This is a genomic window from Lonepinella koalarum, assembly GCF_004565475.1.
Lineage (GTDB): Bacteria > Pseudomonadota > Gammaproteobacteria > Enterobacterales > Pasteurellaceae > Lonepinella > Lonepinella koalarum.
Genome location: NZ_SRHX01000008.1, coordinates 64,156 through 84,868 on the forward strand (window position 1 = coordinate 64,156; position 20,713 = coordinate 84,868).

Below are 20,713 nucleotides of genomic sequence, written 5' to 3' on the forward strand. Positions count from 1 at the left end.
CATTTATTCACGATGATAGAGATGATGAGTGGTTAATGACCAAGCCCGATACAGGCTTTCAGCCACGACGACTCGCACCAAAGGATGAGGTAATGTCAATGACGACAATGACCAACTTTGTTCAGCAAGTGCTTTACATTCCGGCGATAACCCCTCTGGACCACCGATCAACAGGCAAATATCTCGTCCGTCATTTTTCCAATTCTCTAATTGCGCGGCTAATTGCGATGTGGTCCAAGATTTGCCCGGAATATCCAAAGTGACAATTTTTCCTTTACCACAAGCTGCTAACATTGCCTTACCTTCTTGCTCTAAAATACGCTTAATATCCGCATTCTTACCACGCTTTCCGGCAGGCACTTCGACCAATTCAAATGGCATATCCTTAGGAAAACGGCGTTGATATTCTTCAAAGCCTATTTTGACCCAATCTGGCATTTTTGTGCCAACAGCAATCAGTTGTATTTTCATAAAAGTGCGGTCAATTTTTGCTAACTTTTTAAGCCCAAAGTTTCTCAAGTTGATAAAGCCCACGGCTATCTGCTTGCATAATATGCACAATAGCTTGTCCGAAATCGACGACTACCCAGTCTGCGGTCGCTTTACCTTCTTCACCAAAACTCTCAAAACCAGCTTGTTTAGTTTCGTCAATGAGTTTTTGGGCTAAAGATGCTACGTGACGACCTGAAGTTCCGGTGCAAATAATCATATCGTCGGTAATCGATGATTTCTTTCTCACATCAATCATTTGAATATCAGTCGCTTTTAAATCATCTAATTTATTAATTAAAAAATCCGTTAATTTCATGATATATATTGTCCAGTTATATTAAAATGATAAATTTTAACACAGGATTGACAGGATAGGAAATGTTTGGTGCCCCCTACCGGACTTGAACCAGTGACCAAGCGATTATGAGTCGCCTGCTCTAACCGACTGAGCTAAGGGGGCATGGTTATTAGTTGAATATTGTAAAGTGCGGTGATTATATGCAAAACTGTGATATAAGTCTAGTTTTTCAAAAATATTCTGTACTATTTGCAGAATTTTTAGCAATTTTATAAATGATTGTAGTATGATTTCCGTCATATACCCAAAACGCGGTAAAAAATAGTCATTTTTATCTTCTTAAGGAGAACCATAATGTTTATTGGCAATTTAACTAACCTAGATTATGCTCGTGGCTTACCAAAAGTTATCATCGATGTATGCGAACATTTAAAAACCTTGAATTTGGCGGAATTAGAAAATGGTCGCCACGATTTAACGGACGACATTTATATGAACGTGATGTCGCCAGAAACAGGTGCATCAGATAGCAAAAAGGTGGAATTACACCATGATTACATTGATGTGCAACTGTTAATTGAAGGCGCAGAAAATATTGAATATGGTATTGCTACACCGGATCTATCCTTGTATGAAGAATACCATGCTGATGACGATTATCAGCTAACCGCGAGTGAATTCGCTGACAAAAACACTATTCTGATGCGTCCCAATATGTTTGTTGTTTTCTTACCTTACGAACCGCATAAACCTTGCGTAAATGTTGATGGTAAAGTGGCTAAATTAAAAAAACTCGTGGTCAAAGTGCCGGTTAAATTACTTTAATATTTTAAATGAAAGGATTATTCTTACGTATTGTAGCGAGTATCGCATTATTGTTGTGGGCAATCGATATGGTTTTCCCTTGGCAACAAATAATGCGATCCGAAGCCAATCATTATATGGATATTCAGAAAAATAAAACCTTGGTGGTTGGCACCGTCAACAATCCGGTTTCTTATTTTATTGATGGTAATGGTCAAAGTGGTTTAGAGTATGAATTAAGTAAAGCCTTTGCGGATTATCTCGGGGTAGAATTAGAAATAAAACCTTTGGAAAATAGTGTTGCACTATTTGATGCATTAAGTAAACATGAAATTAATATTGCAGCCGCTAATTTGTTGTATCAACCCCAAAAAGTAGATACTTTTCAGCTAGGTCCATCCTATTATTCCGCCTCTTGGCAACTGGTTTATCGCAAAGGGCAACCTCGTCCGAATTCATTAAATCAATTAAAAGGCTCGTTAGTGATTGCCAGCGGATCAGAATTAGATAATATTTTACAAGAAAAGCAAGCCAGCAATCCCAAATTAACGTGGTCAGTGAGTAAGAAAGAAAATCAAGAAGAATTATTGTTACAAGTTGCAGATGGCAAAATTGCTTATACGATTGCTAATTCTATTGATGTGTCTGCCATTCAGCAAGTGAAACCCGAAATTGCGGTGGCATTTGATGTGACCGATGAATCCACAGTGCATTGGTATTTGCCGAACAGCTCTTATAATGAATTACAGGCTGCCCTGTTAGATTTTATGAACGGTGCGATTGAAAATGGTTTAATTGCGCGTATTGAAGAAAAATATTTTAATCACTTTACTAAATTTGATTATGCAGATATGCGTTCTTATACCAATGCGATTGAAAATATTTTACCTAAATACACCGCACTTTTTGAGAAATATAAGGGAGATTTAGACTGGCGACTACTTGCTGCCATCGCTTATCAAGAATCTCATTGGGATAAAGATGCTACATCGCCTACTGGCGTGCGTGGCATCATGATGCTAACCAAAGCCACAGCGGAACGCATGAAAATTATCGATCGAACCGATCCCGAACAGAGCATTAAAGCCGGTTCAGAATATTTACATTGGCTCATTTCACAAGTACCAGATAGTATTCCGCAAGAAGATCGTATCTGGTATGCTTTAATAGGCTATAATATGGGGTTAGGTCACTTGCTTGATGTTCGCCGTTTAACTAAAAATCTAGGTGGCGATCCCGATAAGTGGTCTGATGTGAAAAATAATCTACCGCTACTCGCCGAAAAACGTTATTACAGTAATTTAAAATATGGTTATGCGCGTGGCTATGAAGCCTTTCAATATGTAGAAAATATCCGTCGTTATATGAATAGTATTATCAATTACCATCGCGTACAAGAAAATCAAAATAATGAAAATCAACCAACCGAACAGGTTGACCCACTAGAAAAGGAATAATTATGGCAGTAAAACGTAAATCACACTTAAAAAAAACCAATAAATCCTTCGCCGAACAAATTCGCAGAACGGCACGTATTCGACGTTTAAGATTGTCAAAACATCACATTGCAATGCGTCATGCGTTGGTTTTTCATTCGCAACAAGAAAGTTAATTCTTTTCACCGCAGTTTAAATACAATGAAAGTGCGGTGTTTTTCTACTCATTTTCTACTTGAATTCCCCTAATATTGCTGTATAATCTGCCCCCTACAGTCGTATCCTATTTTCGTTCCTTGCTTCCGCAAGATTGGCGACTGGTCTTACAGTCGGAGGCTGATTAACCCGTAAGGAGCAGTAATGCGTCACTACGAAATCGTTTTTTTGGTTCATCCGGACCAAAGCGAACAAGTACCAGGTATGATTGAACGCTACACAGGTTCTGTCACAGAAGCTGGCGGTCAAGTTCATCGCCTTGAAGATTGGGGTCGTCGCCAATTGGCTTACCCAATCAACAAATTACACAAAGCACATTATGTGTTATTGAATGTAGAAGCGCCTCAAGAAGTCATCGACGAGCTAGAAACCACATTCCGTTACAACGATGCAATTCTTCGTAACGTAATTATTCGTACTCAGCACGCCGTAACAGAAGCGTCCCCAATGGTTAAAGCCAAAGACGATCGCCGTCCAGCTTTAGCTGAAGTTGAAACCAACGATTTTGAGGATGCTGAGGAGTAAGTTGAACATTGCTAATCGTTTATCGTTAATCGGCATTGTCGCTGATTTACCCAAACGATCGAAAAGCCCAAATGGTATTGAACATTGTCGATTTTATTTAGAACATCGTTCCGAACAAATCGAAGTTGGACTCAAGCGTCAAGCTTGGTGCAAAATGCCAATCCAAATCAGTGGCGCTCAATTAATTCAACTCACTCAAAGCATTACGGTCGGTAGCCAATTATTGGTAGTGGGCTTTTTGAGTACCCATAAGCAAGCCAATGGCTTGAACCAATTAGTATTGCATGCCGAGCAAATCGAATTTATAGATTAGGAGAAGAGCCAAATGGCACGTTATTTCCGTCGTCGTAAGTTCTGCCGTTTCACCGCGGAAAATGTTGTAGAAATTGATTACAAAGATATTGCGACATTAAAGAACTATATCACAGAGAGCGGCAAAATTGTCCCAAGCCGTATTACCGGTACTCGTGCGAAGTATCAACGTCAACTAGCTCGTGCAATCAAACGTGCGCGTTATTTAGCGTTACTTCCATACACTGACAATCATCAGTAATTAAGGAGAACGGTAATGCAAGTCATTCTTTTAGATAAAATTATTCACCTAGGTAACGTAGGTGATCAAGTCAATGTGAAATCTGGGTTTGCCCGTAACTACTTAATTCCACAAGGAAAAGCAGTGATGGCAACCAAAGCGAACATTGAACATTTTGAAGCACGTCGTGCTGAATTAGAAGCGAAAGCGGCTGCAAGCCTTGCAGAAGCACAAGCTCGTGCAGCACAAATCACTGCCTTAGAATCCGTTACTATCGTTTCTAAAGCGGGTGACGGTGGTCGTTTATTCGGTTCTATCACTACTCGTGATGTGGCTGAAGCGGTAACCGCGGCGGGTGTGAAAGTAGAAAAATCAGAAGTGCGTTTATCCACTGGTCCATTACGTACCATCGGTGATCACGACATTCGTTTCCAACTTCATGGCGAAGTATTCGCAGCATTAAACGTAGTTGTTGTTGCAGAATAATTGTTTAGATTGAACAAAAAACCCGGCTATGCTGGGTTTTTTTATCGCAACATGCTTATCCTAGCTGCATTATTGGTACCCGATCAAGCGTAGCCTCATTCACTGCTACTAAATAATCCGGCACGCCATTATTCTCGACGACAGTGCGATGAAAACAAACAAAATTAGTATCTAATCCTTTTATCTCTTTTGAATTTTCAAAAAAATTGTTTTTCTGATAACGATTAGAAACAAACCAATAACAACAATAATCAATGGATTCCAAGTATCTTTTAGTAGATATAATAGAATCACTATGAACCTCAATAAAAATAACCGGTTTATGTTTTGCAATTGTCTGTTCTGCACCTGCTAAGACTTTCAAATCAAACCCTTCAGCATCAATCTTTAATAACCGCAATGATGTCAGTTTCTGAATTTCGGGATGACTATCTAAGGTAATTAAGGATATTGTTTCCCGATGCACTTCACCAGCAAATTCACCCTCGGTACTAAATCCTTTATCAATGGAAAAACTGCCATAATTCCAATCTGTTTGATAATCTGATGCTTCAATCTCGGTGTTTGCACATTGATCACTTACACCTTGATTATAACAATAAACATTTAACAGATTATTTAACGTGATATTACAGCATAAATGCTGAAAAACGATACGTTGCGGTTCAAAGCAAAACAATTTACCTTTTGCAATAAATTGAGCAATCGGCACAGCATGCATCCCCTGATTCGAACCGACTTCAATAACATTAGCATGCGGATCCAACAATTTGCCAAATAACATCACTTCAAGCTCAGACCATTCGCCATACTCTTTAGCCCAAAAACTAATTAAATCATGGGGTAATAATTTAAAATTACCATGCCTTAATTTTAGTACAGGAATAGGCTCATTGATTGATTGATTGATTGATTGATTGATTGATTGATCATTCATTATATGTCCTATATTATACTTGTCAACGTTGTCGTTATATTACGCTATTATACGTGCAAATAGAATAAAATAATCCATCAAAGTGCGGTTTATTTTGCCCCATTTTTCTATGAATCTGCTAAAATACGGTCACTTCTTTTATTCAACATTATTCAACAATTATGAGCTTATTAAATATATTAATTTATCCTGATGAACAATTACGAACCATTGCAGAACCTGTCACTGAATTTAATGACGAACTACAAACCTTTATCGATAATATGTTTGAAACCATGTATGAACATGAAGGGATCGGACTGGCAGCAACACAAGTGAATGTACATCAACGTGTAATTACCATCGATATTGATGGGGACAAGACCAATCAGATCGTGTTGATCAACCCTGAAATTTTACAAAGTTCGGGGGAAGCCGGTATTGAAGAAGGTTGCTTGTCCATTCCGGGCTTTCGTGGATTAGTGCCTCGCAAAGAAAAAGTTACGGTCAAAGCATTGAATCGTCAAGGTGAAGAATTTATCTTTGAAACAGATGGGTTATTGGCAATTTGTATTCAGCATGAAATTGATCACTTAAATGGTGTGTTATTTGTGGATTATTTATCACCCCTCAAGCGTAACCGCATTAAAGAGAAATTAGTCAAACTACAAAAACAAATTGCACGGGGTAATGCTTAAAGTGTGATTTAGATCGCAGTTTTATATCCCGTTCTTACAAACCTATAAAATCCTATAAATAACTACAAAAAGCTATAAATTGGATCTTTGTTGTATTCCTACTTCAACCTTGCTGGTTACAATCTGATTTATTGCTAAATCAGATTGCATTGCCGTCAAGTCCATAAGCGTAAATTCGGGCAGAACTTGCCCTATTTGTTTTTTAATTAAGCGTAATAAATTTATTGAAGCATTATAATCACGATTTATTTTCGCACCGCAATGTTCACAACAATAAATCGTTCACTTAACTTTAATTCTTTTTTAATTGAACCGCATTGACTACACGTTTTTGAGCTTGGATAAAATCTATCTGCAAAAATAATCTCTTTCCCATTATATTTTGCTTTGTATTCAAGCTGTCTTCTAAATTCGTAGAAACTTACATCAGCAATAGACTTCGCTAATTTATGATTTTTCATCATTCCTTTTACATTTAAATCTTCTAAACAGATATAATCTGCCTGTTTAATGATTGACGAACTCAGTTTATGTAAAAAATCATTGCGAATATTGACTATTCGCCGATGTAATTTGGCTAGTTTTAAACTTGCTTTTAAATAATTCGCCGACTTTTTCGTTTTATCACCTTTGGTTTTTGGGTGTTGTTTTTTACTTAATTGTCTGCTTTTGGTTTTAAGTTTACGTGCAAGTTTAGCTAATGGTTTAGGTGATTTGATTTCTAAGCCATTAGATAAACTTACAAAAGATTTTAATCCCACATCAATCCCTAAGCCTAGTTTTGTTTTAGGCTGTGATTGATAATTTTCTTTAGCAATGGATATGCTAAAAGATGCATAATATTTATCGCCATTTGGGCTAATGGTTACACTATTTATCTTTCCTGAAAATCTTAATCGCTCACTAAGTTTCACATAACCAAGATTAGGCACTTTAGATATTGAGCGTTACATTCAGTAATGATTTTCTTGTATTTTTTAGAATTTTTATTGGTGTCAGATAACACAACCTGATCGCCACCAATATAGTAGCTCCCAGCATTATCACGTTTTTTCTTAAACTGTGGATAGCTCACTTTTCCTTGTTTTAGATCGCGAAAAAACTTTTGAAAAGCTAAATTCAAATTAAGGAAAGGTTGTTGCGTGGCATATTTACTGACTTCATACACAAAAGGAAATTGAGTTTTTTTGATCGCATTAAATTCTTTCTTTAAATCTAAATGTGTTTTTTTAATGCCTTGTTTGTAATATTCTTGCCATTTGGCTAATCCCCAATTATAGGCAAGACGAGAACAGCCAAACGCTTTTCTAAAATGCGTTTTAGCTTTCTTATTCGGATAAATTTCAATCTTATGAGAAAGACTGACAATATTATTATTCTCCGACATTTTCAATCATTACCTTTTGCATATCATCTAACAATTTTTTATTTTTCTTGCTACGACTACCGTATAATCTTGCCGAAAATACGGTAATAATCTCAAGTACATCTTTTGCAAGTTCTTCTTCAAATTTAATATTTTCATCACCTTTATTGATAATGATTACTTCTACATCTTTGGCTTCGCAAATTGAAAAAACCAATTCTGCACCAAAACGTAAAAGTCTATCTTTATGCGTTAGAACTAAGCGTTTAACTTTTCCGTCTAAAATAAGATTTAATAACTTTGTTAGACCTTGCTTATAGTAATTCATTCCACTACCAAGATCTTGAATAACTTCGTAATTAAAGCCTTGCCTAGAACAATAAAGTTCTAAAATTTGAACTTGACGAACTAAATCTTCTTTTTGATCGTGGCTACTCACTCGAGCATAAGCAATGGTTTTTAAATCATCACGATTAAAAACAATATTATGGTTAATCGCTTTGAGAGTTTCGAGTTTATAGCGGCGATCGCCACCTTTTGTTAACTCATCAGGCTTAAGCAAGCCTTTTTTATCCCAGTTTCGTAACGTTTGTATGGTTACGCCAAGCACTTTGCTCGCTTGACCAATGGAAAGAAGTTTGTTCATTTTGGAAATTATAGCATAGAATCAACGGAACTGATTGTACTAAATTATTTAGATATTTATAGAATTTTATAGATTTTATCTTTCAGTTTCTTGCCCCTTTCAGCTATAATTTTCATCTATCTTTTACAATAAAATAAAGGAGATGAAAATGGAGCTACTTATCGGATTATGTGTCATTATCATTACCGGTTATTACATCATCAAAGGCTATAACTCTGCTGGTGTTTTGTTATCCACAGGGTTATTGCTATTATTACTCAGCGTCGCGTTAGATAAACCCATTCTACCCCAACAGGTCAAATCTACTGGTCTCGCCTATTTAGATATTTTGGAATACGTCAAATATCTATTGCTCAATCGTGGTGGCGATTTGGGTATGTTAATTATGGTATTGTGTGGCTTTGCTAAATATATGTCACATATTGGTGCAAATGATGTCGTTGTAAAATTAATTTCTCGTCCACTACATAAAATTAAATCCCCCTATATTTTAATGATGTTTGCCTATGTCGTGGCTTGTTGCATGACATTCTCCGTTTCTTCCGCCACAGGACTTGGGGTATTATTAATGGCAACACTCTTCCCAATTATGGTGAATATCGGGATTAGCCGTGGTGCTGCCGCCGCCATTTGTGCATCACCGTCTTCAATTATTCTTTCGCCAACATCTGGAGACGTGGTATTAGCTGCAGAAAAAGCACAATTACCCTTATTAGATTTTGCCATTAAATTGACTTTACCCACTTCCATTGTTGCCATCACTGCCGTTGCTATTAGCCATTATTTTTGGCAACGCTACTTAGATAGAAAAGCCGATATTCAGGTGGAAACCTTAGAAGTGGCGGAAATCACCACTAAAGTCCCAAATTACTATGCTATTTTGCCTTTTTTACCGGTGATTGGTGTATTAATTTTTTCCGGCCAATATGCACCAAGTTTACATATTATTACCATTATTTTAATTGGTATGCTGATCACCTGTTTATTAGAGTTTATCCGCACTTTTGATGCCAAAACCGTATTAAATGATCTCACTGCATTTTATCACGGCATGGCAGATGCCTTTTCCGGAGTAGTTATTTTGTTAGTCGCTGCGGGGGTATTTGCACAAGGTTTAAGCACTATCGGCTTTATTCACGAACTGATTGATTCGGTACAGAATTTCAGTAGTGGTGGGATGTTAATGATGATTGCATTAGCATTAATTACCGCACTTGCTGCGATTACCACGGGTTCTGGTAACGCACCGTTTTATGCCTTTGTGGAACTTATTCCGAGACTTGCCAGTCAAATGGGAATTAATGCCGCTTATCTGACCATTCCAATGTTGCAAGCATCTAATATCGGTCGAGCAATGTCGCCCGTTTCTGGTGTGGTGGTGGCGGTTTCAGGGATGGCAAATATCTCACCCTTTGAAGTAGTAAAACGCACCAGTGTGCCAATGACAGTAGGATTAGTGGTGGTAATGATCACGACACATTGGATTGTGCCACAATAAAAATTTGAGAAAAACACCGCACTTCATATGAATGGATATACATAACCTAAATATATTTCCTATCGTTTTTGATATTGAAGTAAAAAATGGATATTTTTTACAAAGAGAAAACGAGAAAGTGCGGTGAAATGTAGGAAAATTTTGTCCCTATATAGTCTATAGGGACAAGGAAAAATTAAAACCGTTTACTTAACTCTAAATAAACCTGATGTTTATCATAGGTATAGAAAACGTGATTACTTTTGGTTTTATGATAACTATAGGTTAAACGTGGGGTAATGCCTTTGTAATGGAAAGCACGGTGCCAAACAGAAACCGCAGCGCCGTATTCCTTATTACGTTGCGTAATATTAAAAACTGGCATAGGTCCTTTATAATGTTTTTTCCCATAGTTTAAATTTACACGAGTTGATAAACCTTTGCCCCATTCTTGTACCCAGCCTAGATTGATCGCTCGGCGAATATAGCTGTCGTCTATATCTCGGGTGCCGGTGCGATTGTAGCTTAAATTAATATACCAATACTGTTGAGCGTTGCGTAAATAACTTAAGCCGGTGGAAATATAATGGGTGTTACCATTGAGATGCTTACGCTCGGTGTAACGTTGTTCACTATATAAATAATTCGCTCGCCATTGCCATTTTGGATTAAGCCAATAACTAAAACTCAGAGTACTACCGCCAGATTTAGAGAAACGTTTTAAACTTTCTCTTGTTTCACGCCCGCCTGCATAGAGTGTCTGTTCCAGAAAAGGGATTAAACTCAAATCGGAACGCCCAGTTTGATAGCCCAAACCAAAGCCTTCATGCATGGTCATTTCATTAAATTTTTTATTATTCCAGTAATATTTACCATATAGAGAAAGATCTAATTGGTGATAAAACCCATTGCCCCACGACCATTTTTTGCTCGCATCAAAATTGTAACCCACTCCTTGTGCCGATTCCCGTTTAGGTGACGTCCAGTTACCGTAGGTCGTGCCAGATTTTGGAGCGTTATTAATATTCGGATCATTTAAATAGGTGAAACCACCACCAAAACTCCAACGATCCTGCTGGTGAATAGCATTAATATAGGCATCAATTAAACCAGCGACAGCGGGAGTTAGATTTTCACTACGTAATTTTTCAAATTGCCCTTCAGCAGCATCATATTCTTTATTTTCAAATAATACCGTGGCTAATTGGAATCGGATCGGCAGAATATCGTTTCTGTCTGCCAAAATCTGGCGGTATATGCGGATAGACTGATTATAATTCCGCTCCTTTTTCGCCAAAATAGCTTGTTGCCACTGCGTCAACAAAGGATCATGCCATCTGCTATCAATTTTCTGATAAATAGGATATAACATAGCCACTATTTCCGTCTTGCCTTGACTTAACGCAGGGATCAAGGCTCGAATCACTAATTCAGGGTGTTTGGCCAGTTCTTCTTTACTAATGGATAAAGAATGCGACTCGGTTTGCTGAACAGGTTGCTTGCTCTGTGGTATTTGTTTTAATTGGATTTGTTGATCTAAACTGTTATCTCTCATCCGTTGGTCATCAAAACGGCGATTAATTTCAAGCTGTTGTTGCTCTGGCGAAGGTTCTTCTGCTGCCAAAGCAAGAGTTGGAAATGTGGCAACAAACGCCAGTGTTAAAGTGGAACGAAAAAATGGTTTTTGCTTCATTGTCTATCCTTAATATTTACTAATGAGAATAGTTTATATTTATTTAACTTTTAGTGCAAACCAAACTATTATTTTATCTTTACTAAATGACTAAATTTAGTTGCATCTCATAGAAAGAAAACGCTATTATTGACGCCATTAAATTTTCAACATAGCGTCGCACTTTATCTTATGCAAAAACTTAATATTATTTTCGCTGGCACACCGGATTTTGCCGCACAACATCTACAAACACTATTAAATTCCCAACACAATATAATTGCTGTCTATACTCAACCTGATAAACCGGCAGGACGGGGCAAGAAATTACAAGCCAGTCCAGTCAAACAGCTTGCTGAACAATATCATTTACCGGTTTACCAACCCACATCCTTACGTCAAGAACACGCACAAGCCGAATTAGCGAGTTTAAATGCAGATGTTATGGTGGTCGTGGCTTATGGTTTAATTTTACCTTTAGCCGTCTTGCAGGCACCCAAATTCGGTTGTTTAAATGTACATGGTTCGCTTTTACCCCGTTGGCGTGGCGCTGCACCCATTCAACGCGCGATTTGGGCGGGTGATAAACAAACAGGCGTCACCATTATGCAAATGGATGTAGGGTTAGATACGGGCGATATGTTGCACAAAGTTTATTGTGATATTGCACCCAAAGAAACCTCTGCGACACTGTATCATAAACTGGCGAAATTGGCGCCAGTGGCATTAATTGATGTTTTAGATAATCTGACTAACAGCAAATTTTCACCTGAAAAACAAGATGATAGCCAATCAAACTACGCTGAAAAATTAAGTAAAGCAGAAGCCGAATTAAATTGGCAATTATCCGCTGAACAGTTAGAACGTAATATTCGTGCCTTTAATCCAGCTCCCGTGGCATTTTTAACCTTAAACATCAATGGGGTACAAGAGCGAGTAAAAATTTATCAAGCCGAAGTATTACCTCATCAAGATAAAACCGCTGGCACTGTGCTCACCGTGGATAAAAAAGGCATACAAATTGCCACTGCACAGGGCGTGTTGAATATTACCCAACTGCAACCAGCAGGCAAAAAACCGATGTCCGTACAAGATTTTTTAAATGGACGTGCAGACTGGTTTAAAATAGGCGATATATTATGAGAACGTTAAAAAATTCGCCAAAAAACACCGCACTTTCAAACCGAACAATAGAGGTCAGGGCAGTTTCTGCACAAGTAATATTGCAAGTATTTGATCAAGGTAAATCCTTATCGGCTTTAATTCCTGACATTCAACACCAACTAAAAGCGCAAGATTTACCGTTATTACAAGAAATCTGTTTCGGGATTTGTCGAGTGTTGCCACGTTTAGAATGGATTATTCGCTTATTAGTCGATAAGCCATTAAAAGGAAAAACGCGTATTGTGCATTGTTTATTGTTGGTCGGTTTATATCAATTACTCTATACCAGAATCCCTGCTCATGCGGCGATTAATGAAGTGGTGAATGCGACTAAAGTTCTCAAATGTGAGGGTTTCCGTGGTTTAATTAATGGCGTATTGCGCCGTTTCTTACGTGAACAAAATACCATCCTAGCGGTAGTCGATAAACACTGGCAGACCAATCATCCCGAATGGCTGGTAAATAAATTGAAAAAAACTTATCCAAATTGGCGCGATATTGTAGAAGCGAATAATCAAAAACCCCCCATGTGGATTCGCGTTAATCCGCAATATTGCACAGCAAAAGATTATCAGCAGCGATTATTAGCGGAAACCGACCTAGTCAGTTTTGCGGATAATCATCCCCATGCTTTACGTTTAGCTCACCCTATTGCGGTGCAACATTTGCCTCACTTTTCTGACGGCTGGCTAACGGTGCAAGATTTGCACGCACAATGGTCTGCAATTTTACTAGGCGGGCAAAATGGCGAATTGATTTTAGATGCCTGCGCCGCTCCCGGTGGAAAAACTACCCATATTTTAGAATTAGCTCCACAAGCCAAAGTAGTGGCATTAGATGTGGAACAAAACCGTTTAAAACGAGTGGAACAAAACCTAGCGCGTTTACAGCAACAAGCCTTAGTGATTTGCGGTGATGCCCGCCAACCGACGCAATGGTTGCCGGAGATAGCGAAATCCATCTTAGGTAAGCAAACCGCGGTACAATTTGACCGAATTTTATTAGATGCACCTTGTTCTGCCACGGGTGTGATCCGTCGTCATCCTGATATTAAATGGTTACGTCAGGAAACGGACATCCCGCAGTTGGTACAATTACAACAACAGATTCTCACCGCACTTTGGACGACCTTAAAACCCAATGGCACCTTATTGTATGCCACTTGTTCTGTGCTAGCAGAAGAAAATAGTCAACAAATTATGGATTTCTTGGCGAAAAATGACAATGCAAAACTCGAAAAATTACCTTTTGAACAAGCTGATGAGCAAATCGGTATGCAATTTTTGCCAACAGAAAATGGCGGAGATGGGTTTTATTATGCGAAATTACGCAAAGTGGCGAAATAACAACAAACCCCGCAAAATATATCGGGGCTTGTTCACGTTCTGGGCAAATTATTTTTTCAATAACTCACGAATATCGGTAAGTAATTCTTCGGTTGTCGGACCTGCCGGTGCGGCTTCCACCGGTTTTTTCAATTTATTGATGCCTTTTACCATCATAAAAATAGCAAATGCAATAATAATAAAATCAAATACATTTTGAATAAATAAACCGTAGTTTAAAGTGACTGCTGGGGTTTCGCCCACGGCCTCGGCTAACACAATTTTTAAATCTTTGAAATCCACGCCACCCGTCAAAATACCTAATACTGGCATCACGACATCAGCAACTAACGAACTCACAATTTTACCAAATGCACCACCGATGATCACACCGACAGCCATATCCACGACATTGCCACGCATAGCAAATTCACGAAATTCTTTCATAAAGCTCATAAATCTTTTCCCTGTTGTTAAGTTGAATGTTAAAAGAGAGCGTATTATATAAATTTTAAACGCTTTGTATAGCGTTTTGTTTATTTTTTAGATAAAAAGTGTCGTCGGTTGAAACAGTTTCTCAATTTCGGAAACCTGTTTTTTATCCGCAAGGTAAACCACCACATGATCTTTTTCCTGAATAATCAGATCCTTGCGTGCAATAATCACTTCGCCACCACGCAATACTGCCCCAATTAGGGCGCTATTTGGTAATTTTAGGTCACTGATTTTACGACCGATAATATTTGAACTGGTTTCATCTCCATGCATAATGGCTTCCAACGCCTCAGCGGTACCGTGACGAAGTGATGCAACATGAATAATATCCCCTTTACGTACATGTCCTAATAGTGCCGAAATAGTCGCTTGTTGTGGTGATACCACAATGTCCACCCCGCCCCCTTGAATCAAGTTGATATATGCCATGCGTTGAATCAGTACCATGACTTTTTTGGCACCGAGTCGTTTGGCCAGCAAAGCGGACATGATATTCGCTTCATCATCACTGGTTAAGGAAATAAACACATCCATATTCTCAATTTGTTCTTCAAATAACAAACCATGATCGGATGCATCGCCATGAAAAACTAAGGTATTAGATAATTTTTCAGCTAATTGTGCAGCTCGTTCTGCTTTGCGTTCAATTAATTTGACAGTGCAACTGTTTTCTAATTTTTGCGCCACACTTAAACCAATATTTCCCCCGCCGGCAATCATCACTCGTTTATAAGGGCGTTCTAGACGTTGCAACTCTGACATCACTGCCTTGATATGTTCCGTCGCACAAATAAAGGTGACTTCATCACCAGCTTCAATAATGGTTGAAGCCTGAGGGCGAATGGCTTTATCTTGGCGAAAAATAGACACTATACGGCAATCAATATGAGGTAAATGCTCACGTAAAGCAGAAATCGCATAACCCACTAACGGACCACCATAATAAGCTTTACACACCACCACACTAATTTGTTTATTGGCAAAATGTGCAACTTGTAATGCCCCCGGATAATCAATCAAGTGAACAATATCTCCGGTGACTAAATTTTCTGGTGAGATAATATGATCAATAGGAATCACATCTGGCTGGAATAATCTTTCTTTTTCCCGTAAATACTCAATATTGCGAATACGTGCAATTTTAGTCGGGGTATGGAATAAGGTATAGGCAATTTGGCAGGCTACCATATTCGTTTCATCTGAATTGGTCACCGCTACTAACAAGTCTGCATCCATTGCGCCCGCTTCACGCAACACGCTAGGGGATGATGCAGCGCCTGTTACCACACGAAGATCATGCTTATCTTGTAAGCTAATCAGACGCTCCTGCTCATTATCAACAAGGGTTATATCATTATCTTCGCTAACCAGATTCTCTGCCAGTGTTGTTCCTACCTGTCCGGCGCCTAGAATAATTATTTTCACGGTTATTCCTATTTTGGTTTAATACTAAGCGTTATATGCAAACAAAAACGCTCTCACTTGAGAGCGTTTATTATATTATTTTTTTGCTTTAAGTACACGTAATGCAAAAATCACGATACCCGCAGTAAATACCATTAACCCGAGAATCTCGCCGGTACTCCCCCAGTTTTCTAAACTTAACGCCAATGGTGCATCTGAACCGCCAGATGTTACCGAGCCAGCAATAATAAAGGCAAGTAATACGCCAATTAAACTTTCACCAACAATTAAACCAGCAGCAAATAAGGTGCCGTAACGTTCTGCGTTTTTCTTCATTTCAGTGGCATTGTTACCCGTACGTTTTGCATAACGGTCTAAATGACGATTAATTAACCAAGCTAAAACTGCTCCAACCACAATCGGTGCATTCACTGACGGAGGTAAATAAATTCCCATACCGATGGCTAATGCAGGTAAAGCAAAACGATTATTGGATGATTTTTTTAATAAGCTATCAATAATAATGAATACTACGCCTAAACCGATACCAAAGAAAATATATTCCCATTCTAAGTTATGCGAGAAAATACCGTTGGCAATGGTCATCATCAATGTTGCTTGCGGTGCAGAAAGTGCTTGACTTGGATCCATGCCTTCACGTGGAATTGCACCGGTAAAACCATAAGAATAATAAAGAATATCCAGCACTGGCGCAATGACTAAAGCACCGACAATCACCCCGATAATTAACGCCACCTGTTGACGCCAAGGGGTGGCTTCAATTAAATAACCGGTTTTTAAATCTTGTAAATTATCGTTAGAAATCGCTGCAGTACAAATGACGATAGAACAGCTAAATAAGGTTAATGCAGTTAAGAATTTTTGACCGTCAGCCGTATCTAATACACCAGTAGATGACCCGATTAACATCAACACAATCGCCGTAATGACGACCGAAATAATACCGATACCTGAAATTGGACTAGATGATGAACCGACCAAACCCGCCATATAACCACAAGCGGCAGCCACTAAAAAACCGATCACAAAAGCCAGTAGGGTACAAACTACAATTAAGCTAATTGCAACCGTAGGCTCAATGCTTACTGGTTCTAAGAAACTATATAATGCCAATACAATCAATACCACCGAAACAATGCTGATATAAATCATAGTTTTAGGTGATAAATCTTGCGTAGTGCGGTCATTATTTTTGAAGTTTGGATCTCTTAACGCACGGAATGACTGGATCATACCTTGTGCCATCGGTTTCATTAACACTAACAATGTCCAAATTGCCGCAATACCTATCGTTCCGACCCCGATAAAGCGTACTTTACTTTTCCAAATATCAACCGCATAACCGACCATATCAGCATCTACTGGCATTGGAGAAGCAGATGTAAAATACGGCACTGCAACGCCCCACGCAATGAAGATCCCAAGTAAAATCGCAATACCACCCACGATACCAACCAGATAACCTGCACCTAATAATGCCAACGAAAAACCCATCGGTACTTGGAAAATTGCATTACCACCTTTAAACCAAAGGCTGGCGCCGTCAGCAATGACACGTAACCCGTTCGTCACAAAGCCTACCACGGCGGCAATCACACCGCCGGTCGCAATTTCTTTAATACCACTATCCGCAGAATGATCATCACCGGCTTTGAGAATTTCAGCGGCGGCAACTCCTTCTGGATAAGGCAAATCACTTTTGACCACCATGACATGACGCAACGGCACAGTAAAGATAACCCCTAATACCCCACCAGAAATACAGATTAATAAGGTTTGCCAGAATGGAAAACCTTGCCAGTAACCTAACATCAACATGGCAGGTAATACAAAAATAACCGAAGATAAGGTACCGGCAGATGAAGCCTGTGTTTGTACCATATTATTTTCAAGAATATTGGCATCTTTGAAGAATTTTAATACTGCCATGGAAATCACGGCGGCCGGAATGGATGACGCGAACGTCAATCCTACTTTTAAGCCTAAATAGACATTTGATGCGGTAAAGACGACTGTAATTAATGCACCAAGAATTGTCCCCCTAAGGGTCAATTCCTTTAATGATTGTTGATTTGCTAACATTAATTTATTCCTTAAATTATAAAAAACCTTTTTATCTTACTGCAATTTATCCCCAAAAGGAAAGACACAAATACTGTTATATAAAATAACGCACGTTTTATTATAAAATATCTTGTTTTATGATTATTTTTTATAATTTATTCAAATAATCACGTAAAGAATAAATGGCAACTAAATTTCGACTCTCACCAAATTCATGCTTATTGATTAATTCATCTAATTTATTTAACGGGAAACGCACAATTTCTAAGGGTTCAGGTTCATCTCCGTCTAATTTTGACGAATAAAAATCCTGAGCGATTAAAATATGCATGGTATTTTTCATAAACGTCGGATTTGAATAGACCGTGCGTAAATGAATAAATTGCTTTGCCCCTAAGCCCAGTTCTTCTTGTAATTCTCGATTGGCACTTTGTTCTGGTGTTTCACCCTGTTCCATGCCGCCTTTACAAAATCCGAGTTCATAATGCTCTGTGCCTACCGCATATTCACGCACCATTAGCAAATCATCGCCATCAATGGGTAACACCATAACTGCCGCACGCCCAGACGGCTTAAAACGTTCATAAGTGCGGTGAATACCATTGGAGAATTTGAGTTCAACGGTTTGAATGGTAAACAAACGAGATTGGCAAGCAGTGCTAATATGCAAAATTTCGGGTAATTTTTTTTCAGAAAATAATTTCATTTGATGATCTCTTGTTTTACAAAAAATAATAATCACGATACCATAAACACATCACATATTTAAGGGAAAATCATGGCAAAGTGTAAATCAACCAAATTACAGCACGAACAACAGAAAGATGATGATGTTCGCCTAGATAAATGGTTATGGGCGGCTCGCTTTTACAAAACTCGCACCCTTGCCAAAGAAATGATTGACGGCGGCAAGGTGCATTACAACGGGCAACGTACTAAACCGAATAAAACGGTGGAAATAGGTGCGACCATTAAATTACGTCAAGGCAACGAAGAAAAAGAGATAAACGTTACCGCACTTTCTACCCAACGCCGTGGTGCGCCCGAAGCGCAATTACTGTATAGCGAAACGGAACAAAGTGTTATAGCACGAGAAAAAATGGCGCTAGCTCGTAAAATGCACGCTATGCCTCATCCAGATCGTCGCCCTAATAAAAAAGAACGTCGTGAGTTAATTCACTTTAAGCATCAGGACGATACCTTGTAAAAAAGTGATTTAACCTCATATAGCGAGCAAGATCAACCAAAGTGCGGCGAAAAACACCGCACTTTTACTAAGGAATAAGAAATTATATGACTGATTACACAAAAGACAATGACAAACTCTACCGCTACTTATTTCAAAATCGTGCCGTACGTGGTGAATGGGTACGCTTAAATCAAAGTTTTAGTGAAACTTTAAATACCCATCAATACCCTTCTGCGGTACAGAATTTATTAGGTGAAATGCTGGTTGCAACCGCCCTATTAACAGCTACCCTCAAATTTAACGGCAATATCACGGTACAAATTCAAGGTGATGGTCCTCTTAAACTGGCGTTAGTCAACGGTACAGATAGCCAACAAATTCGTGCCTTAGCTCGTTTACAAGGGGATATTTCTGATGATATGAGCTTACACCAGATGATCGGTAAAGGTGTGTTAGTCATTACTATCGCCCCAACTGATGGCGAACGTTATCAAGGGGTTATTGCTTTAGACAAACCAACCATTACTGAATGTTTAGAAGATTACTTTGTACGTTCTGAACAGCTACAAACGCAATTAATTATTCGTACTGGTGAATTTGATGGCAAACCAGTTGCAGCAGGAATGTTGTTACAGATTATGCCTGACGGTCAAGGATCGCCAGAAGATTTTGAGCATTTAGCCACGCTCACCGCAACCATAAAAGATGAAGAAATTTTTGGTTTAACCACTGAAGAAATGCTTTATCGTTTATACCACCAAGAAAGCGTAGAAATTTATCCTGCTCAGAACATCAAATTCCATTGCGGTTGTTCTGCAGAACGTTCCGGAGCGGCATTAATGTTAATTTCTGATGATGAAATTGATCAGATTCTAGCTGAACATCACGGTAGCATTGATATGCAATGTGAATGTTGTGGCACCCATTATTTTTTTAATAAAGAGAAAATCGATCAATTAAAAGCCAATAACCATTAGTTTTACATATAATCTCAAACATCAATACGAGATTCTTATCAAATTAAAAGGGCTAAGTCCTATTAATACCGAACTTAGCCATTAACTTATCTATTTCTAAGTGATTACCATTGATAACCTACACCCACACCTCCAGAGTAGTGTCCTTCGCTATTGGCAGTACCATTCAATTTGATAATAACTTTACCATTATCACTTGCTCTTGAGTAACCAATTGCGAGAGCAGATGCGCCACTGTATGCACCACCTGCTGCAGCCACCATGGATTTACCCGGCATATAAACCTGTGGTAAGGAAGACGCGGCGGCGGCATTGGCACCGATACCACGAATACGTTTATCCAATTTAGATACACGTTGATCAAGTTTGCTTACATTTTGTGCCACATTACGCACTTGACCCACATTCACCGCATCCGTATCTGCCTGACCAGCCGCTACATTGGTAATTCGAGTTGGGGAAGAACCATCAGAACCCGCAATATTAATTGCTTTACCATGAGAATCTTCG

The 20,713-nt window shown here is 38.6% G+C and carries 25 protein-coding genes and 1 tRNA gene; 13 read left to right on the top strand and 13 right to left on the bottom strand.

The features are described 5' to 3' along the window. Positions 1–3 precede the first annotated feature (3 nt). The 3 genes from rlmH to E0709_RS10055 all read right to left on the bottom strand — a co-directional run bounded on the left by rlmH (position 4) and on the right by E0709_RS10055 (position 952). Positions 4–471: a 23S rRNA (pseudouridine(1915)-N(3))-methyltransferase RlmH gene (gene rlmH / locus E0709_RS10045; protein ID WP_132302687.1), complete on the bottom strand. Its 468-nt coding sequence runs from the start codon at positions 469–471 to the stop codon at positions 4–6. Between the two features lie 28 nt (positions 472–499). After that, positions 500–808 (bottom strand): ribosome silencing factor, encoded by a 309-nt coding sequence (gene rsfS, locus E0709_RS10050; RefSeq protein ID WP_132302621.1) that lies wholly within the window; start codon positions 806–808, stop codon positions 500–502. Between the two features lie 67 nt (positions 809–875). Then, a tRNA-Ile gene (locus E0709_RS10055) sits at positions 876–952 on the bottom strand. A 192-nt stretch (positions 953–1,144) separates the two neighbouring features. Here E0709_RS10055 and nanQ point away from each other — a divergent pair. The 7 genes from nanQ to rplI all read left to right on the top strand — a co-directional run bounded on the left by nanQ (position 1,145) and on the right by rplI (position 4,789). Beyond that, complete coding sequence (nanQ, locus tag E0709_RS10060) at positions 1,145–1,615, top strand: N-acetylneuraminate anomerase (RefSeq protein WP_132302620.1); 471 nt, start codon at positions 1,145–1,147, stop codon at positions 1,613–1,615. Positions 1,616–1,623: 8 nt separating this feature from the next. Continuing rightward, complete coding sequence (gene mltF, locus E0709_RS10065) at positions 1,624–3,051, top strand: membrane-bound lytic murein transglycosylase MltF (RefSeq protein WP_132302619.1); 1,428 nt, start codon at positions 1,624–1,626, stop codon at positions 3,049–3,051. Positions 3,052–3,053: 2 nt separating this feature from the next. Then, positions 3,054–3,206 (top strand): hypothetical protein, encoded by a 153-nt coding sequence (locus tag E0709_RS12325; RefSeq protein ID WP_153985405.1) that lies wholly within the window; start codon positions 3,054–3,056, stop codon positions 3,204–3,206. 184 nt (positions 3,207–3,390) lie between these two features. After that, positions 3,391–3,771 (top strand): 30S ribosomal protein S6, encoded by a 381-nt coding sequence (rpsF, locus tag E0709_RS10070; RefSeq protein WP_132302618.1) that lies wholly within the window; start codon positions 3,391–3,393, stop codon positions 3,769–3,771. Continuing rightward, positions 3,758–4,084: a primosomal replication protein N gene (gene priB / locus E0709_RS10075; protein WP_132302617.1), complete on the top strand. Its 327-nt coding sequence runs from the start codon at positions 3,758–3,760 to the stop codon at positions 4,082–4,084. Before rpsF ends, priB begins: the two co-directional genes overlap by 14 nt. 12 nt (positions 4,085–4,096) lie before the next feature. Continuing rightward, positions 4,097–4,324, top strand: a complete 228-nt coding sequence (rpsR, locus tag E0709_RS10080; RefSeq protein WP_005759927.1) for a 30S ribosomal protein S18 — start codon at positions 4,097–4,099, stop codon at positions 4,322–4,324. A 15-nt stretch (positions 4,325–4,339) separates the two neighbouring features. Then, on the top strand, positions 4,340–4,789 hold the full coding sequence (gene rplI / locus E0709_RS10085) for a 50S ribosomal protein L9 (RefSeq protein ID WP_132302616.1): 450 nt from the start codon (positions 4,340–4,342) through the stop codon (positions 4,787–4,789). Positions 4,790–4,844: 55 nt separating this feature from the next. On the opposite strand, the gene E0709_RS10090 is transcribed toward rplI, so the two are convergent. Then, positions 4,845–5,726 (bottom strand): FkbM family methyltransferase, encoded by an 882-nt coding sequence (locus E0709_RS10090; protein ID WP_207905258.1) that lies wholly within the window; start codon positions 5,724–5,726, stop codon positions 4,845–4,847. 161 nt (positions 5,727–5,887) lie between these two features. On the opposite strand from E0709_RS10090, the gene def reads away from it, so the two are divergent. Further along, positions 5,888–6,403 carry a peptide deformylase gene (gene def / locus E0709_RS10095; protein ID WP_132302615.1) on the top strand — a complete coding sequence of 172 codons (516 nt, stop codon included), beginning with the start codon at positions 5,888–5,890 and terminating at the stop codon, positions 6,401–6,403. Positions 6,404–6,648: 245 nt separating this feature from the next. Here the strand turns inward: def and E0709_RS12425 are convergent, their stop codons facing one another. Genes E0709_RS12425 through E0709_RS10105 form a run of 3 tightly spaced genes read right to left on the bottom strand, consistent with a single transcriptional unit; the run spans position 6,649 to position 8,415 of the window. Then, positions 6,649–7,335: an RNA-guided endonuclease InsQ/TnpB family protein gene (locus E0709_RS12425; RefSeq protein ID WP_207905257.1), complete on the bottom strand. Its 687-nt coding sequence runs from the start codon at positions 7,333–7,335 to the stop codon at positions 6,649–6,651. Continuing rightward, complete coding sequence (locus E0709_RS12430) at positions 7,314–7,790, bottom strand: helix-turn-helix domain-containing protein (RefSeq protein WP_207905256.1); 477 nt, start codon at positions 7,788–7,790, stop codon at positions 7,314–7,316. Before E0709_RS12430 ends, E0709_RS12425 begins: the two co-directional genes overlap by 22 nt. After that, positions 7,777–8,415: an IS607 family transposase gene (locus E0709_RS10105; protein WP_132302614.1), complete on the bottom strand. Its 639-nt coding sequence runs from the start codon at positions 8,413–8,415 to the stop codon at positions 7,777–7,779. Before E0709_RS10105 ends, E0709_RS12430 begins: the two co-directional genes overlap by 14 nt. A 148-nt stretch (positions 8,416–8,563) precedes the next feature. Between E0709_RS10105 and dcuC the strand changes: the two genes are divergently transcribed. After that, the gene (gene dcuC, locus E0709_RS10110; RefSeq protein ID WP_132302613.1) at positions 8,564–9,913 is read left to right on the top strand and encodes an anaerobic C4-dicarboxylate transporter DcuC; all 1,350 of its coding nucleotides are present in this window, start codon (positions 8,564–8,566) and stop codon (positions 9,911–9,913) included. A gap of 175 nt (positions 9,914–10,088) precedes the next feature. On the opposite strand, the gene E0709_RS10115 is transcribed toward dcuC, so the two are convergent. Then, positions 10,089–11,585, bottom strand: coding sequence for a porin family protein (locus E0709_RS10115; protein ID WP_132302612.1), 1,497 nt, complete (start codon positions 11,583–11,585; stop codon positions 10,089–10,091). A 171-nt stretch (positions 11,586–11,756) separates the two neighbouring features. On the opposite strand from E0709_RS10115, the gene fmt reads away from it, so the two are divergent. Then, positions 11,757–12,707: a methionyl-tRNA formyltransferase gene (gene fmt / locus E0709_RS10120; RefSeq protein WP_132302611.1), complete on the top strand. Its 951-nt coding sequence runs from the start codon at positions 11,757–11,759 to the stop codon at positions 12,705–12,707. Beyond that, on the top strand, positions 12,704–14,074 hold the full coding sequence (gene rsmB / locus E0709_RS10125; protein ID WP_132302610.1) for a 16S rRNA (cytosine(967)-C(5))-methyltransferase RsmB: 1,371 nt from the start codon (positions 12,704–12,706) through the stop codon (positions 14,072–14,074). Before fmt ends, rsmB begins: the two co-directional genes overlap by 4 nt. A 48-nt stretch (positions 14,075–14,122) precedes the next feature. On the opposite strand, the gene mscL is transcribed toward rsmB, so the two are convergent. The 4 genes from mscL to nudE all read right to left on the bottom strand — a co-directional run bounded on the left by mscL (position 14,123) and on the right by nudE (position 18,743). Further along, positions 14,123–14,509 (bottom strand): large-conductance mechanosensitive channel protein MscL, encoded by a 387-nt coding sequence (mscL, locus tag E0709_RS10130; RefSeq protein ID WP_132302609.1) that lies wholly within the window; start codon positions 14,507–14,509, stop codon positions 14,123–14,125. 87 nt (positions 14,510–14,596) lie between these two features. Further along, on the bottom strand, positions 14,597–15,973 hold the full coding sequence (trkA, locus tag E0709_RS10135; protein WP_132302608.1) for a Trk system potassium transporter TrkA: 1,377 nt from the start codon (positions 15,971–15,973) through the stop codon (positions 14,597–14,599). Positions 15,974–16,048: 75 nt separating this feature from the next. Further along, complete coding sequence (locus E0709_RS10140) at positions 16,049–18,055, bottom strand: OPT family oligopeptide transporter (RefSeq protein ID WP_132302607.1); 2,007 nt, start codon at positions 18,053–18,055, stop codon at positions 16,049–16,051. Positions 18,056–18,185: 130 nt separating this feature from the next. Next, complete coding sequence (gene nudE, locus E0709_RS10145; protein ID WP_132302606.1) at positions 18,186–18,743, bottom strand: ADP compounds hydrolase NudE; 558 nt, start codon at positions 18,741–18,743, stop codon at positions 18,186–18,188. A 72-nt stretch (positions 18,744–18,815) separates the two neighbouring features. On the opposite strand from nudE, the gene hslR reads away from it, so the two are divergent. Both hslR and hslO read left to right on the top strand, forming a co-directional pair. Further along, entirely contained in the window at positions 18,816–19,244 is a 429-nt protein-coding gene (hslR, locus tag E0709_RS10150) for a ribosome-associated heat shock protein Hsp15 (protein WP_132302605.1), read from the top strand. An 86-nt stretch (positions 19,245–19,330) separates the two neighbouring features. Continuing rightward, entirely contained in the window at positions 19,331–20,203 is an 873-nt protein-coding gene (gene hslO, locus E0709_RS10155) for an Hsp33 family molecular chaperone HslO (protein WP_132302604.1), read from the top strand. A gap of 104 nt (positions 20,204–20,307) precedes the next feature. Here hslO and E0709_RS10160 read toward each other — a convergent pair. Beyond that, a partial coding sequence (locus E0709_RS10160) for a YadA family autotransporter adhesin (RefSeq protein ID WP_209300509.1) occupies positions 20,308–20,713 on the bottom strand: 406 nt, incomplete at its 5' end.